We start from the raw sequence: 17,049 nt of genomic DNA, 5'->3' as shown, positions 1-17,049 counted from the left end.
TAGGGTGGCTTTTTAGTGCCAGGTTTCTTCGACTGATTTTTACCTGAAATAACTGCATAATTATTCTTTAAATCCTTATAAACAAAGGGCTAGTTAGCAGCTTATTGTCAAAAATAGCTTGCACTATCTGCGAACAGTCGGCATCTTACTAGCACAAATAATTTAACCACTATAATAATTAAGATAATAAGGTGTAAATTTATCTATGTCTGACCCTCAATCTTCGCGACAACCTTCTATGTTGGACTCTCTTATTCCAATCGTTGTCCTTATTTGTTTATTAATTGCCGCGGTAACTTTTTTTGGTGATAGTTCATCATCAGGACCTAACCAAATAGCCTTGTTTTTAGCGACGGGCGTAGCTGCGGTGATTGGGCTAAAAAATGGTCATAAATGGCATGAGATGGAAAAATCAATTATCCATGGCATATCAATTTCATTAGGCGCGGTGCTAATTTTATTAGCAGTAGGGTCATTAATTGGTACATGGTTGTTATCAGGTACTGTGCCTACGATGGTTTATTATGGCTTGAAAATTATAGACCCCAGTTGGTTTTATGCCGCAACCTGCCTAGTGTGCGGTGTTGTAGCGATGAGCATAGGCAGCTCTTGGACCACTGCCGCGACAGTAGGTGTTGCATTTATTGGTATTGCTGGCGGCTTTGAATTATCGCCATCGGTTACTGCTGGTGCCGTCATATCAGGCGCCTATTTTGGTGATAAATTATCGCCATTATCCGAAACGACTAATTTAGCCCCTGCGGTAGCCGGTAGTGAATTATTTGCTCATATTCGCTACATGCTATGGACAACGATTCCTTCAATTACCATAGCGCTAATTTTATTTCTTATTATTGGCTTTAACCATTCTACTTCAGGGGTGGGGAACACAGATAGTATTGTGTCATTAACGAGTACCTTGGAAAATACCTATAACATATCAGCCTTGAACTTAATCCCCTTACTGCTACTATTAGTAATGGCTTATAAAAAAATGCCAGCATTTCCAGCGGTTGCTATCGGTGCGGTATTAGGCGCTATTTGGGCGGTGATTTTTCAACAAGACTTGATTTCTAGCATGGCTCAAGAAGGTGTAGATTCAACTAAAGCCACTATTATGGTAGTATGGACGGCATTTTTTGACGGCGTAGTTGTCGACACAGGTAACGCGGAAATTGATCAACTGTTAAGCCGTGGTGGTATGTCGGGTATGTTAAATACTATCTGGCTAGTGGTTACCGCATTAAGCTTTGGTGCAATTTTAGAGCATTTAGGTATGTTGAAAAAATTTGTTGAGTCAATCTTAGCGAAGGCAAAATCAACAGGTAGCTTAATTGCCAGTACCGTAGCAACTTGTATAGGCACTAACTTGATCACAGCCGACCAATATATGGCTATTGTGATGCCGGGAAGAATGTACAAAGAAGAATATGAAAAAAGAGGCTTAGACCCAGTAGTATTAAGCCGAACATTAGAAGATTCGGGCACTATTACTTCACCATTAATCCCTTGGAATACCTGTGGTGCATTTATGTTTGGCGCTATGGCATTAACATCTTATGATTATATCTTTTATTGTTTCTTTAATTTAATTAACCCTATTTTAGCCGTGACATATGGTTATATGGGCTTTAAGATAAAAAGACTAGTGACAAAGAACTAAAAAATTTACAAAATTAATAAATATTCACAAAGCCTGTTTAATACAGGCTTTTTAATGTCTATTACAGGCGTTAACTTCTAACCAAGATACAATGTACTCTATTAAGGATGCGCATGAGTGATTTTACCCCACGCTATTTAGCTGACTATAGCGAAGCAAACTTTTCTATTTCTACCGTTGAGTTAACCTTTAAACTTGATGAATATAAAACTCACGTGACCAATCGCATGCACATGACTCGAAAGGTGGCAGATAATCAACCCTTGATACTCGATGGCGAGCACTTAACTTTATTATCAGTTTTGATTGATGATGAACCGCTCTCAAGTGATGATTATCTCGTCAGTGATAGCAGTTTAACCCTTGCTATTGATCGCAACGAATTTACGCTAGAAATCGTTACTGAAATTAATCCTATTGAAAATACCGCACTTGAAGGCTTGTTTAAGTCAGGCGAGGCCTACTGCACTCAGTGTGAAGCGGAAGGTTTCAGGCGCATTAGCTATTACCTCGACCGTCCCGATATTATGGCAACGTTTACCACCAAAGTTATTGCCAACAAAGCGCAGTTTCCTTATTTGTTGTCTAATGGTAATAAGATTGCTGCAGGTGACTTAACCAGTGGCCAGCATTTTGTGCAATGGCACGACCCCTTTCCTAAACCCTGTTACCTATTCGCCTTAGTTGCCGGTGATTTTGATGTTTTAAAAGATACTTATAACACCAGTTCTGGTCGTGACGTTGCCTTGGAAATATTTGTTGATAAAGGCAATATTCATAAAGCGCATCATGCTATGGCGTCGTTAAAACATGCGATGAACTGGGATGAAGAAACCTTTGGCCTTGAATATGATCTTGATATTTACATGATAGTCGCTGTTGATTTTTTCAATATGGGCGCGATGGAAAATAAAGGTCTAAATGTATTTAACAGTAAATTCGTTTTAGCCGATGAAGCTAGCGCGACCGATGTTGATTACTTTAATGTTGAGGCAGTTATTGCCCATGAATATTTTCATAACTGGACCGGTAACCGTGTTACTTGCCGAGATTGGTTTCAACTGAGCTTAAAAGAAGGGCTGACAGTATTTAGAGATCAGCAATTTAGTGCTGATATGCATTCAGCTTCAGTTAACCGTATTCAAAATGTGCGGGTGTTACGTTCGCTGCAATTTGCCGAAGATGCTGGCCCAATGGCACATCCGATTCGACCAGAAAAAGTTATCGAAATGAATAACTTTTACACCTTAACGGTTTACGAAAAAGGTGCTGAAGTTATTCGTATGATTCATACCTTGCTTGGCGTGGATAAATTTAGAAAAGGTTTAGATCTATACTTTCAACGCTTTGATGGTATGGCGGTGACATGTGATGATTTTATCAGCGCCATGGCAGATGCATCGGGTGTTGATCTTAGCCAATTTAAGCGCTGGTACACCCAAGCAGGAACGCCTGTATTACAGATTAGCGAAAGCTTTGACGAAGACTTGTCTGAATATCACTTAACCATAGCGCAAACTAATGGCGAAAATCCTGCCTTGCATATTCCTGTTGGTATTGAATTAATTGCTAATGATGATCAGCCAAATCAGTCGCAGTTACTACAATTAACCGAGCAAAAGCAAACATGGACTTTTAAAGCTTTTAGCCAGAAACCTGTATTGGCTTTACTAACGGGGTTTTCTGCACCGGTTAAAAGCCAATTTTCGCAATCGGATCAAGACCTACAATGTATTATGACCCGTGCTAACGATGATTTTTGTCGCTGGGATGCAGGGCAAAAACTCTTAACAACCTATATCACTCAGCTGATGCTGCAACCGACGTTGAGTTTACCTGAACATTTATACCAAGCCTTTAAAACCATATTAACCGCCGATATTTCAGCCGCTTTTAAAGCTGAGCAATTAACATTACCGAGCTTTAGTGAATTAGTTGATAATATTGAAGAAGTTGACCCTATCGCTCTACTTGACGCCATTGATAGTGTTAAGCATGTTTTAGCAAAAGAACTAGCACCATTTTTTTTACAGCAGTATCAGCAAAATATACAAGCTGATTATGCAAGTGACGGTATTGCTATCGGTAAACGGGCATTAAAAAATATTTGCCTATCTTACTTGAGTACGCTTAGTAGCCAAGAAGCTTTATTAACCAAGCAGTTTCAGCAGTCAAATAATATGACCGACACTTTAGCTGTGCTTAACTGTGCGGCGAAAAATAGTCATGAAAACTTTGCTAATATGATGTTAGATTTTGAGCATAAATGGTCTGACACAGCATTAGTCATGGATAAATGGTTTGCGATACAAGCAGGTGTTAATGAGGAGGCTATCTATGAAAATTTAGCGGCACTTATTGCACATCCTTTATTTAGCTTAAAGAATCCAAATAGAGTTCGTGCCCTTATTGGTGCTTTTACGGCTAGCAATCCTCGTTATTTTCATTGTGCTAGTGGCCGAGGTTATCAGTTTTTAATTGAACAATTAATTCTGCTTAACGATATTAATCCACAAGTGGCGTCGCGATTAATTACGCCGCTTATTCAATTTAAGTCGTTTGATCAGTACAGACAAACCATGATAAAAACCAAGCTCGAACAATTTGCTAAGCAAGTAAATCTTTCAAAAGATTTAAAAGAAAAACTTGATGCTGCGTTAGCGCATTAGGAAAAAGCATGAAGTACTATTTTAGCTTGAATATAACGAGCCAAGAATACTTACCTTATTATCAAGGGCGAATTAAATCCATTATTGTTATGACCGAGCAGAGAGTAAAGGTTGAATTTCCGGCGATGCATTTACGAGTTTATTTAACTAGAAATGGCATTAAAGGGCGCTTTTGCTTGCAAACACTTAACAATAAGTTTTTATCATTAGATAAAGTATCATGATTAGAGTTTTTGCTTTAAACAGTGGTCGGACCATTTGAAATAAGTGTCGCTATTAGCAGGTTGTATGTCGGCGGTTATTTCTGTTCACTATTTGAGGATTACAGCTTATTAAGATTAGGCGTTTAAAACAAGCGTTTTAAACGCCTTTTTGTTCTCATCAGATGACCTGATTCAAGTCTTGAATATAAAGGGCTTTAACAAAGACTTTAGCACTTGCCACTGGGTCAAAATGATGTAATTATTGTTTTATACCATGTACGTAGCATATAAAAATAAAATGCAAAATCACATCTGGGGAGATAGGAAATGAAACAGAACCTTCGCAACGGTTTTTACAAAAAGCCACTGGCTTTGAGTATAGCTGCCGCTTTGATAACATTAGCTAATGTTAATGTTCAAGCAAAAATCTTTGAGTTAGGAAACTTCGACATTACTTTTGACTCTACATTTTCAGCAGGTACAAGCTGGCGAGTAGAAGACCGTAATTGGAATGACAACGTTGGTAAATCTAATAACGTTAATAATGGTTTTGATTTTAGCCAATATCATCCAATACTAAATGCTAATCCGAGTGCGGCTACTGTATGGGACGGGGCTGGAAGTTATTCGACCAATGGCGATAACGCTAATTTAAATTTTAATTCGGGCGAAAGCTTTTCAAAATTAATTAAAGGGACACATGAGCTTGGTGTGCGTTATGAAAACTTAGGTTTTTTTGGTCGCGCTATGTATTTTTATGATTTTGAAATGGTCGACGGCGATAGAGCTTGGACAAATCCAAGTTCTGGTAAGGTTAATGATCCATGCCGTGATAATGAAGCGAAAGACCAAGTATGTCGTGATGTTCGCATGTTGGATGCTTTTGTTTATGGTGATTTTGAACTCGGTGCAATGCCGTTTTCTGTCCGTGTTGGTCAACAGGTGATTAGTTGGGGCGAAAGTACCTTAATCTCTCACGGTATTAGTGAACTTAACCCCGTAGATATTGCCCGCTTAAAAGCACCTGGCGCAGAGTTAAAAGAAGCCTTTATTCCTTTTGGCGCCGTATGGGCATCGCTAGGGGTTACAGAAACTTTTAACGTTGAAATGTTTTATCAATATAGCTGGGAAAAAACTGTTTTACCTGCACCAGGGAGTTATTTTTCAACTAATGATTTTGCCGGTGATGGTGGCCACTATAATAATGTGCAATTAAACTTTGCTAGTAATCCAGATATGGATCTTGACTCATTAATTAACAATTTAAATGGCTTAAGAGCGCAAATATTAAATGGCAATGTTGCTCTTGCTGACGCTGCTGGTGCTTATGTGGGTGGTTTCCCAACGAAATTAACCTTACGTGAAGATGGCGCTGAAAACGATCCAGAAGATGGCGGTCAATACGGTTTGCGCCTTTCTTGGTATTTACCGGCGTTAAATGATACAGAAGTTAGCTTGTATCACATGAATTATCATAGCAGACGTCCAGTATTTTCAGGTATTACCGCTGACTTTACCGGCGCAGCTTTAGCTCATGATGTTGGTATGTTAGTGTCGACTGAAATCACACAAGATAACTATACGGATTTACAGGCTTTTTCTCGTGTTGAACTGGATTATATTGAAGATATAAAACTGTATGCTTTAAGCTTTAATACCGCTATTGGCACAACATCGGTTGCCGGTGAAGTGACCTTCCGTCAAGATGAACCGTTGCAAATAGATGACGTTGAATTGTTATTTGCGGCTATGCCACAACAATTAGCGAATAATTTAGGGCGTGATGAGCTTGATGGTATTTCGCAAATGCCTACTTTCGCTGGTGGCACACGTGCTAATGGCTATATTTTATCTGACACAATACAAGCACAAATGACTTTAACCCATTTATGGGGACCAACGCTTGGCGCCAGTCAATTTGTGACCTTGCTTGAAGTGGGTGGTATTGATATTCGTGATATGCCAGAGCAAGATGTTTTACGTCTAAATGGCCCAGGCACTAGCCGAAATGGTGGTGTTGCAGGTAAAGAAGGTCTAGAACTAGCGCTACAAGACGGCGTTGAAACCAACCCATTCCCAAGTGCTTTTGCATGGGGTTATCGCTTTGTAGGTAAATTGGATTATACCAACGTGTTTGCCGGCATTAACGTTTCACCAAAAGTTGTCTTTTCACATGATGTGAATGGTATTACACCGGATCCTTTATTCTTGTTTGTTGAAGATAGAAAGTCAGTGTCATTAGGTTTAGGGTTCGATTACCAAAGCCGTTGGTCTGCTGATTTTAGCTACAACAGCTTTTTTGGTGGTGTAGGCACTACGAACCAATTGGAAGATCGCGATTACGTATCTTTTAACATCAAGTATTCAATTTAAGGCTGTAGGAGGATTACTTTCATGAGAAATATTTTTAAAAATACCTTTAAAAAGGTAACGCTAGTATCAATAGCGGTAACCGTAGCATTAGCATCAACCAGCGCTACTGCAAAAATTAGCGAGCAAGATGCAGCTAAGTTACAAAAAGAATTAACGCCCTTTGGTGCTGTTCGTGCAGCTAACGCAGATGGTTCTATTCCAGCGTGGACAGGTGGGATTACATCAGCACCTGCGGGCTATAAAGTGGGTGATCATCATCTAGACCCATTTGCTGATGACAAGGCAATGTATACCATTACAGCTAAGAACCTTGCGCAATATAAAAATTTATTAACGCCAGGCCAAATTAAGTTATTTGAAACTTATCCTGATACTTACAAGATGAGTGTTTATCAATCTCGTCGTTCAGCATCATATCCTGAGCATGTTTATCAGGCGACTGTGGAAAATGCCACTAGAACTGAACTAGTTGAAGGTGGAAATGGTATTATTCAAGCGGCAATTGGTATCCCATTTCCAGTACCAAGTGATGGTTTAGAAGCTATTTGGAATCATATTTTACGCTATCGTGGTGAAAAATTGACGCGTGAAGGTGGTCAAGCAGCGCCAACGGCGTCAGGCGATTATACCTACATGGGATTTGATGATCAGTTACTTATACCCTATGGCGTTAAGGGTGTTAAAGCTGAAGAGCTTCAAAAAACCAATATTTTATTTAAGTTTAAACAAAAAGTGACTGAGCCCGCACGTTTAGCAGGTACGGCTTTATTGGTTCATGAAACTATGGATCAAATAAAAACACCTCGCCAAGCTTGGACCTATAATACCGGTCAACGTCGTGTTCGTCGTGCACCTAATGTTGCTTATGACGCACCAGGTACAGCGTCAGATGGTTTAAGAACAACAGATGACTTTGATATGTTTAACGGCGCACCGAATCGCTATAATTGGACATTAAAAGGCAAGCAAGAGTTGTTAATTCCATATAATGATTATCGTTTGCATAGTGATGATTTAAAATATGATCAAATTTTACAACCGGGTCATATTAATCCTGAATTAGTACGTTACGAGAAACATCGTGTTTGGGTGGTCGAAGCGAACTTAAAATCAGATACACGTCATACTTATAAAAAACGCGTGTTTTATATTGACGAAGATAGCTGGCAAGTAGCGGTTACTGATATTTATGATAACCGTGATGAACTATATCGAGTGGGTGTTGCCCATGGTATTAATTACTATGAAGTACCAACGCAATGGTCAACTTTAGAAGTGTTTCATGATCTACAATCTCGTCGTTATATTGCGATGGGTTTAGATAACGAAGCCAGTATGTATGACTTTTCAGCCGATTTAAATGATGTTGACTTTACGTCTTCAGCATTACGTCGTGAAGGTCGCAGATAAGTAATAACCTTGATAAAACGGCTGGCGAGTGCTAGCCGTTTTTGTTTTAAAGTTTTCAAATAGTTATTTAATTTTTATTCCACCGTTTATTAGCTAAGCTAAAGACGGTGGATATCTTGGTATCGATGGGCATTGCTAAAGCCCATTTTCTCCTTAATATACCTAATTTGAGGCTTATGGCCTCTACAGTCCAAATGAATGGAGCTAATATAGTTAATGATGCGTCTTCTCGTTATTTTACTCAGTTTTCTTACTATCCCTATTATTAATGCGCAAACACTCGACTCGGTAATTGCTCCACTGGCGAGTAAATCACTCTTGCTTGATATTACGGTAATTAATCAATCAAAATTAGTGGTTGTTGGTGAGCGTGGTCACATTTTACTTTCAACAGATGGTGTGCAGTGGCAGCAAGCACAAGTGCCTGTACAAGTAACATTAACCGCGGTTTATTTTACCGATGAAGACAACGGTTGGGCGGTCGGCCATGACGCCACTATATTATCGTCAAAAGATGGTGGCCTTTCTTGGCAAATACAACAGCATCTACCACAAGTAGAAAAACCCTTGTTGGATGTGTTGTTTTTAGATAAAGATAACGGTATTGCTATTGGCTCCTATGGTTTGTTTTACCGTACAAATGACGGTGGCGAGCATTGGGTTATAGAGCATCATAATGAATTGCTTTACCCAGAGGACCAAACGTATTTAGCCGAATTAAAACTACAAGATGAAGAAGCGTATTTAGATGTGCAAAGCAGTATATTACCGCATTTTAATCGCGTTGTTGCCGATGGTCGTACGTTATATTTAGCGGGTGAAATGGGTTTAATTGCAAAAAGTAATGATTTTGGCGCGAGTTGGGAAAAACTTGATGAGATATATCCAGGTTCATTTTACGATATAAAACGCACACAGGAAGGCAACTTACTGGTTGTGGGTTTACGAGGTCATATCTTTCGTAGTTTACGTAATGGTACGCCATGGCAAGCAATTGATAGCGACGTTACCGCCTTGTTAAGTGCTATTGTGCTTAGTGACGATCAACGGGTTTTTATCTTGGGTAATAACGGCGTCTTATTAGAAAGTCGTGATGATGGTGCTACATTTACCCAACATCTTCAAAAAGATGGTAAAGCACTTATAGCGGGGGTTTGGTATGAAAATAAAATTATCGCCGTCTCTGATGTTGGTATCAAAACCATTAACGTAACTAAGTAACTGTCATGAAATTTAACTCTATTATTAATGTTGTCGAAGCAACACTTTTTCGTCGTCGATTAGCCGTACTGGTATTTTTTGCTCTGACCAGTATATTTTTGTTGTTTCAAGCAACACAAATTAAGCTTGATGCAGCCTTCACCAAGCATATCCCACTTAACCACACTTATATGAAAACCTATCTCGAGCATAGGGAAAATTTTGGTGGTGCAAATAACGTATTGATTTCAGTGTGTGATAGCAGTGGGGATATTTTTAATTCTGAGTTTTTTACCGCCTTAAAAGGCGTACATGACCAGCTATTTTTTATACCGGGTGTTGACAGAATTCAGGTGAAATCTTTATTTTCACCTAGTACACGATTTGTTGAAATCGTTGAAGATGGTTTTGCCGGTGGGCCAGTAATACCGGCCAGTTTTCAATCAGATGCCGCGGGTTTAGCTATTGTAAAAGGGAATATAGAAAAAGCGGGCATTGTTGGTAGTATTGTTGCTGATGATTACAGTTGTTCTATGGTGAAAGCCTCGTTAATGGAGATTGATCCAAATACGGGTGAGAAGTTAGATAGCATCGTACTTGCTGGTCAATTGGAAGATGAAATTCGGGGTAAGTTTGAAAAAGACAATATCTCAATTCATATTATTGGCTTTACCAAAATGGTGGGTGATGTTGCACAAGGAGCAAAAGGGGTTGTAACTTTTTTTGCTATTGCCATCGCTATTACAACGTTAATGGTATTTTGGTTTTGTCGCTCAATTGCTTTAACTATTTTACCTATTTCATGTTCATTGATTGCCGTTGTATGGCAACTAGGTATGTTATCAACGCTCGGGTTTGGCTTAGACCCTATGTCGATTTTGGTGCCCTTTTTAGTCTTTGCAATCGGGGTTAGTCATGGTGTGCAAATGATTAACTCTGTTTCTAAATTGGTTAATACGGGAAAAACTAGCAAAGAAGCGGCGCAACTAAGTTTCCGTGTGCTATTAGTGCCAGGTGGTATCGCACTGTTGTCAGATACTGTGGGCTTTATGACGTTGTTATCCATTGATATTGGCATTATTCGCGAGCTTGCCATTACTGCGTCACTGGGTGTCGCCATGATTATTTTAACTAATTTGGTCTTGTTACCGCTGTTAGTTTCTTACATGCATGTGCCAAAAAGTAAAGAAAACCAGCAAGCTAAAGAGGGTTCTGCGACCGATGGTATATGGCACTTTATGTCGTTATTTGCGACACGTAAGGTCGCGTTGATTATACTAGCTTGTACGGCTGTGCTTTATATTGTGGGTTACCAAGAAGCCCAAAATATGAAAATAGGGGAGTTACATGCCGGTGCACCCTCACTGCATGAAAAGTCACGTTATAACCAAGATACCTTTTTAATTACCGACAAATATGCCATTAGTGTCGATTATATGTCAGTGATTGTTGAAACCACGGCAGACGCTTGTACTTACTATAATCATATGAACACTATTGATAGATTTCAGTGGCGCATGGAGAACATTCCAGGCGTGCAGTCAGCGGTAAGTTTAGCGTCCATCGCAAAAATTGTGAACGCGGGCTACAACGAAGGTAATCCGAAATGGCGTGTGCTATCTCGTAATACACAAACCTTGGTGCAATCAATTGCACGCGTGCCATCCTCTAGTGGTTTACTCAATAGCGATTGTAGCGCCATGCCGGTGATTTTGTTTTTAACAGATCATAAAGCCGAAACAATTAATCGTGTGGTTGATGCGGCAAAACTTGCGGCTAGCGAACTAGGTAATGATAATTTATCGTTTAAACTTGCTTCTGGTCCTGTTGGCGTAATGGCGGCGACTAATGAAGCGGTAGAAGCTGCCCAGATCCCTATGATGCTTTATGTTTATGGAGCGGTGATTATTTTATGTTTGTTAAGCTTTAGAAGTTTAAGAGCAACAATCGCTGTCGTTGTGCCACTTTACGTCGTATCAACGCTTGCACAATGGTTGATGACAGCACTTGATATTGGCTTAACGGTATCAACGTTACCCGTTATCGCCTTAGGCGTAGGTATAGGTGTTGATTACGGCATTTATATCCTCTCTACTATGAGTGTTAAGCTGCGCAATGGTGCTACGGTTCAAAGTGCTTATTTTGACGCGCTTAAAGAGCGAGGCAGTGCGGTACTAATCACCGGAGTGACTTTAGCCATAGGTGTTTCAACCTGGTTTTTCTCTGATTTAAAATTTCAAGTTGATATGGGAATACTATTAACCTTTATGTTTTTAGTTAATATGATTGCTGCCGTACTGGTATTACCAGCTATAGCGGCATTTTTATGGCCACAACGAAAATAAATGCTAATTAATTTAAAAAATAATTGTGCATAAATAAACAAGAAAATGACCGAAAGGTCATTTTCTATTTATAACTAATGAATAAATAGAAAATGTCAGTATCAGAGACAGATAAATGTACAGTTTTTAAAGTAATGCATCTAAAATAGTCCTCGCATTTCCCTATGTTTATTAATAAGATCGCTGTTATAATTTGTAGTCTAAGACAGACTAAAAATAATAATTTTTTTAAGCGTTTTATCCAAAAAGGGAAAAGGCATGACGTTAGTAGACGGTTTACCTTCAGTGATACTCTCGAACGTAGCAGAGTTAATACAAAAAAAAGTTCCATCGGCAACAGCTCCCCTTGTAAATCAATTTTCTGAGTTGCTTTATAAAAACATTTCCACGTTAGATTTAGATCATAGAAATGATAGTGACATGTACGGTGCCACGCTAAGTCTGTGGAATACGTTGAACGATTCTCAAGATGATAAGCCAGTGATTAAAGTCTTTAATCCACAGGTTTCAAAAAACGGTTGGAAATCTAGCCATACCATTATCGAAATAATTGTCCGTGATATGCCATTTTTAGTCGACTCTGTGCGTATTGCCTTAAGTCGATTAAACCTAACACCACATTTAATGCTAAATTCGCCAATAAAAATTATTCGTGGCAAAAGCAAAAATATCACTAAACTTTCTTCCTCTGTCGACCAATCATTTAAGTCAACGTCTGTTGAAACAGTATTTTTTATCGAAATTGATCGTCAAATTGACGCTAAAGTATTAGAAAATATCGCCAAAGAATTACATTCAGTGGTCAGTGATATTGCTGTGACAGTAAACGATTGGCAACCTATGCAGGCACGTCTGCGTAGTGTTATTGAGGAAGTTAAACAGGCTGTTTTACCTTGTTCTAAAGAAGAGCACCGCGATAGCGTGAGCCTTTTAGAATGGATGTTAGCCGATAACTTTACCTTATTAGGTTATCGCGCTTACCAAGTGAAGACATTAGAAGGCGACATAGCGCTGTCGGCTGATATTAGCACGAGTTTAGGCTTAATGAACCAGTATGGCGGCAGCAAAGAGCGCCTGATGTCTGAGCTGAGCGAATCAGCCCGAGAAATAGCGTTAGGCAATAACTTACTTGTTTTAACAAAAACCAATGCTAAGTCGCGCGTACATCGTCCCGCTCATCTTGACTATATTGGTGTGAAACGTTTTGACAATAAAGGCAATGTTATTGGTGAAGAGCGCTTTGTTGGCTTATTTGGTTCGGCTTATTATACCAATAGCGCTTTAGATTTACCGTTAATCAAATCTAAAGTTTTGGTTACTTGTAACAATTCCGGTTTTGCTCAAGGCACCCATGCTTATAAAGCATTAATCAACATACTTGAAACTTACCCAAGAGATGAGATTTTACAAAGTTCACCCGCTGAATTATTGAAAAATGTCATCGGTATATTTCAAATGCAAGAGCGTGATTATTCAGGCTTGTTTATGCGCCGTGATGCCTTCAACCGCTTTTACTCTTGTATGGTTTATGTACCACGCGAGCGTTACAACACGGCACTACGTGTTAATACTCAAAAATTGTTACAAGAAGCATTAGGTAGCAATGAAGAAGTAGAATTCACCACTTACTTCTCAGAGTCCGCACAAGCTCGTACGCACTATATCGTTAGAGTTAACTCGACAAAAGCAGACATTAATGTGAAAGAAATTGAAAAGAATTTAAACCATGCTGCACGCAGTTGGGATGATAATTTAGCTGATTCATTAAACTCGCATAAAGGCGAAGCCAAAGGCAAAGCGTTAAGTAGAAAATATACTAGCTTCCCACAAGCCTATAAAGATGAAGTTTTACCGGGCACAGCTATTGTCGATATTGAAAAGTTTGAAGCTTTATCTGCTGACAACAAACTTGAAATGTTGTTTTATCAACCACAAGAAGAAGACGCTAACAGCCGCTCTGTAAAATTAAAGTTATTCCATTCGGGTGAGCCATTACATTTATCTGATGTTCTACCTATGTTGGAAAACTTTGGTTTACGTGTTATCGGCGAAAGTCCGTATGCCGTAAAATCAGAAAGCGGTGAAGTCTATTGGATTTTAGACTTCTCAATGTTACTTACTGGCAAAGGTAAGTTCAACTTAGAGATTGTTCAGAGCTTATTCCAAGACGCTTTTGCAAAAGTGTGGTCAGGGCAGTTAGAAGACGACGGATTTAACCGTTTAATCTTAGGCGCTGAATTAGGCGGTCGTGAAGTATCAATTATCCGTGCCTACGCTAAATATGAGCGTCAAATTGGTGGTACCTTTAGCCAAAATTACACTGAAAATACTTTTGCTCGTTATCCGAGTATTGCCAAGTTATTAATTAGACTGTTTAACTTACGCTTCTCACCGGCTAAAAAGTTAAATGAGAAATTGATAGAGAAGGTGCACACTAGCATAGAGTCCTCTCTAGACAGTGTTGCTAGCTTAGATGATGACCGTATTATTCGCCGCTTTGTTGAGATGATTAATGCCACTATTCGTACTAACTATTTTCAGCCACATCCTGTTACGGGTGAGAAGTCTTATATTTCATTCAAGATTTTACCAGCGCTAATTACAGACGTACCTTTGCCTTTACCTAAATTTGAAATATTTGTTTACTCTCCGCAAGTAGAAGGTGTGCACTTACGCGGTGGTAAAGTTGCTCGTGGTGGTTTACGTTGGTCTGACCGTCGCGAAGATTTCCGCACTGAAGTACTAGGTTTGGTGAAAGCCCAACAAGTTAAAAATACCGTTATTGTCCCTGTGGGTGCAAAAGGTGGTTTTGTTTGTAAGCAACTACCAAGCGGTAACAGAAATGAAATTTTTGAAGCGGGTAAAGAGTGCTATCGTACCTTCATTCGTGGTTTACTTGATATTACCGACAATATTATTAACGGTGAAATAGTCCCGCCATTAAATGTTGTGCGTCACGATGAAGATGACCCTTATTTAGTTGTTGCCGCTGATAAAGGTACCGCTACATTTTCGGATATTGCCAATAGTATTTCTGATGAATTTAATTTTTGGTTAGGCGACGCGTTTGCCTCAGGTGGCAGTGTTGGCTACGACCATAAAGGCATGGGAATAACCGCTAAAGGTGCATGGGAATCAGTTAAACGTCACTTTCGAGAAATGGATATTGATTGTCAAACTACTGATTTTACTGTCGTTGGTATTGGCGATATGGCTGGTGATGTTTTTGGTAATGGCATGTTATTATCAAAGCACATCCGACTACAAGTCGCATTTAACCACTTACATATCTTTATTGACCCAACGCCAGATGCAGCGACTACTTATGTTGAGCGTGAGCGTTTATTTAATCTTCCAGGTTGTTCATGGGAAGATTTTGATATGTCACTGGTTTCGGAAGGAGGGGGATTATTCAATCGCTCTGCTAAGTCAATAAAGTTGACGCCGCAAATTAAGAAAATGATTGGTACGCAAAAGCAAACCATGGCACCTAATGACTTAATTCAAGCTTTATTAAAAATGAAGGTTGATTTGTTATGGAATGGTGGCATTGGTACTTACGTTAAAGGCTCAAAAGAATCTCACCTAGAAGTGGGTGACCGTGCTAACGACTCATTACGCATCAATGGCCAAGATCTAGAAGCGAAAGTAGTAGGTGAAGGCGGTAATTTAGGCTTAACGCAGTTAGGTCGAATTGAATTTGCCGCTAAAGGCGGTCGTCTTAATGCTGATTTTGTTGATAATGCCGGTGGCGTTGATTGCTCAGATAACGAAGTTAACATCAAAATATTACTCAATGGTTTAGTTCAAAATGGTGACTTAACGGTTAAGCAGCGTAATAAAATTCTTGCTGACATGACCGAAGAAGTGGGTGATATCGTGATAGATGATTGCTATCGCCAAACTCACTCTTTGTCAATCACAGAGTTACGTGGTGTTAAGCAGCTGAAAGAACAAGCACAATTTATTACTGAGTTAGAGCGTTCGGGTAAATTAGTTAGAGCGTTAGAATTTATTCCAAGTGATGAAGAAATTGCCGAGCGTTTATCTTTAGGTAAAGGGTTAACACGCCCTGAGCTTTCCGTTTTACTTGCCTATAGTAAAATGGTACTAAAAGAAGAGCTGGTTTGTCCTGAAATTAGCGACAACGAATTTCACCAAAGCTTGCTCATTAAAGCCTTTCCAAAAAAGCTGCAAGATAATTACAGTGCGCAAATGCAAGATCATCCCCTACGAGCTGAAATTATAGCGACTAAGTTAGCCAATAATATTGGTAACGATATGGGCTTTAATTTTGTTCACCGTATGAAAGAAGAAACTGGGGCAACAACGTCTGAAATTGCTAATTGCTATAGTATGGCGAGTGCGGTATTTGAGTTATCAGACATTTGGACACAGATCAGTGATTTAGATAATAAAATTTCTACCTCTATCCAAACAGAAATGCTATTTCAGTTACGCAGAACAGTACGCCGTGCGACACGTTGGTTCCTTCGTCATCGCTCTAAGTCAATGAACATCGCTCAATCAATTGAATTTTATCATGCCACATTTGCTAAACTTTCAAGCAATATTACTAGTTATATGATTGAAGATGAAGCAGCGCAAATTAAACGCGTAGAAAATGATTTGATTAAAGCTGGGGCGCCTGAGTCTGTGGCATTAAGAATTTCATTACTGAGCACCTTGTTCTCGGTAATGGATATTGCAGAAATTGCAAAATCTGAAGCCGTGCCAACTGAATTAGCGACCGATCTTTACTTTAAACTGGGTGCTAGATTAGACTTACATTGGTTCTTAGATCAAATTACCACGCAACCGGTATCGAACCACTGGCAAGCGCTAGCAAGGTCGTCATTTAGAGAAGAACTTGATTGGCAACAACGTTCATTAACTTCGGTGATATTAAGTGGTAATAAAAACTCAACCGATATTGACGCCATGTTGGATAAATGGTTTGTAGATAATGCCCAACCACTTGAACGCTGGCAGCATATTTTGGCTAACTTTAGAGTTGGGCAAACTCATGAGTTTGCCAAGTTCTCCGTTGCGTTGCGAGAATTAATGTTGTTAAGTTTGAACTGCGACCCCGTGAAATAAGTGTTAAGATCCCCGCCATGAGCGGGGATTTTTTTGTCATCAAGTTTATGTTTAGCGATTGATGTTAGTTTCTCGCATGGCAATTT

8 protein-coding genes are annotated in these 17,049 nt (G+C 39.3%); all 8 read left to right on the top strand.

The window, feature by feature from the left end; translation table 11 throughout:
- The first annotated feature begins 205 nt into the window (after positions 1-205).
- The 8 genes from nhaC (at position 206) to H4J41_RS12335 (ending at position 16,963) form a co-directional block, all read left to right on the top strand.
- Positions 206-1,663, top strand: a complete 1,458-nt coding sequence (gene nhaC / locus H4J41_RS12370) for a Na+/H+ antiporter NhaC (RefSeq protein WP_182137796.1) — start codon at positions 206-208, stop codon at positions 1,661-1,663.
- Between the two features lie 107 nt (positions 1,664-1,770).
- Complete coding sequence (pepN, locus tag H4J41_RS12365) at positions 1,771-4,332, top strand: aminopeptidase N (RefSeq protein ID WP_404842468.1); 2,562 nt, start codon at positions 1,771-1,773, stop codon at positions 4,330-4,332.
- Positions 4,333-4,340: 8 nt separating this feature from the next.
- Complete coding sequence (locus H4J41_RS12360; RefSeq protein ID WP_182137798.1) at positions 4,341-4,556, top strand: DUF2835 family protein; 216 nt, start codon at positions 4,341-4,343, stop codon at positions 4,554-4,556.
- 306 nt (positions 4,557-4,862) lie between these two features.
- Entirely contained in the window at positions 4,863-6,908 is a 2,046-nt protein-coding gene (locus H4J41_RS12355) for a DUF1302 domain-containing protein (RefSeq protein ID WP_182137799.1), read from the top strand.
- A 21-nt stretch (positions 6,909-6,929) separates the two neighbouring features.
- Positions 6,930-8,318 (top strand): DUF1329 domain-containing protein, encoded by a 1,389-nt coding sequence (locus H4J41_RS12350; RefSeq protein WP_182137800.1) that lies wholly within the window; start codon positions 6,930-6,932, stop codon positions 8,316-8,318.
- Positions 8,319-8,534: 216 nt separating this feature from the next.
- Entirely contained in the window at positions 8,535-9,539 is a 1,005-nt protein-coding gene (locus H4J41_RS12345) for a YCF48-related protein (protein ID WP_259364561.1), read from the top strand.
- Positions 9,540-9,544: 5 nt separating this feature from the next.
- Complete coding sequence (locus H4J41_RS12340) at positions 9,545-11,863, top strand: RND family transporter (protein ID WP_182137801.1); 2,319 nt, start codon at positions 9,545-9,547, stop codon at positions 11,861-11,863.
- Between the two features lie 258 nt (positions 11,864-12,121).
- Positions 12,122-16,963: an NAD-glutamate dehydrogenase gene (locus H4J41_RS12335; RefSeq protein ID WP_182137802.1), complete on the top strand. Its 4,842-nt coding sequence runs from the start codon at positions 12,122-12,124 to the stop codon at positions 16,961-16,963.
- Positions 16,964-17,049 lie beyond the last annotated feature (86 nt).

Source organism: Colwellia sp. MB3u-45 (genome assembly GCF_014077005.1).
Classification (GTDB): domain Bacteria; phylum Pseudomonadota; class Gammaproteobacteria; order Enterobacterales; family Alteromonadaceae; genus Cognaticolwellia.
The sequence above is the reverse complement of the archived record's forward strand: the minus strand, read 5'-3'. Positions and strand labels throughout refer to the sequence as shown.

What these genes read in the sequence shown, in the direction of transcription:
- nhaC (WP_182137796.1), top strand. Translation starts at nt 206, where the DNA reads ATGTCTGACCCTCAATCTTCGCGACAACCTTCTATGTTGGACTCTCTT.
- pepN (WP_404842468.1), top strand. Translation starts at nt 1,771, where the DNA reads ATGCGCATGAGTGATTTTACCCCACGCTATTTAGCTGACTATAGCGAA.
- H4J41_RS12360 (WP_182137798.1), top strand. Translation starts at nt 4,341, where the DNA reads ATGAAGTACTATTTTAGCTTGAATATAACGAGCCAAGAATACTTACCT.
- H4J41_RS12355 (WP_182137799.1), top strand. Translation starts at nt 4,863, where the DNA reads ATGAAACAGAACCTTCGCAACGGTTTTTACAAAAAGCCACTGGCTTTG.
- H4J41_RS12350 (WP_182137800.1), top strand. Translation starts at nt 6,930, where the DNA reads ATGAGAAATATTTTTAAAAATACCTTTAAAAAGGTAACGCTAGTATCA.
- H4J41_RS12345 (WP_259364561.1), top strand. Translation starts at nt 8,535, where the DNA reads ATGATGCGTCTTCTCGTTATTTTACTCAGTTTTCTTACTATCCCTATT.
- H4J41_RS12340 (WP_182137801.1), top strand. Translation starts at nt 9,545, where the DNA reads ATGAAATTTAACTCTATTATTAATGTTGTCGAAGCAACACTTTTTCGT.
- H4J41_RS12335 (WP_182137802.1), top strand. Translation starts at nt 12,122, where the DNA reads ATGACGTTAGTAGACGGTTTACCTTCAGTGATACTCTCGAACGTAGCA.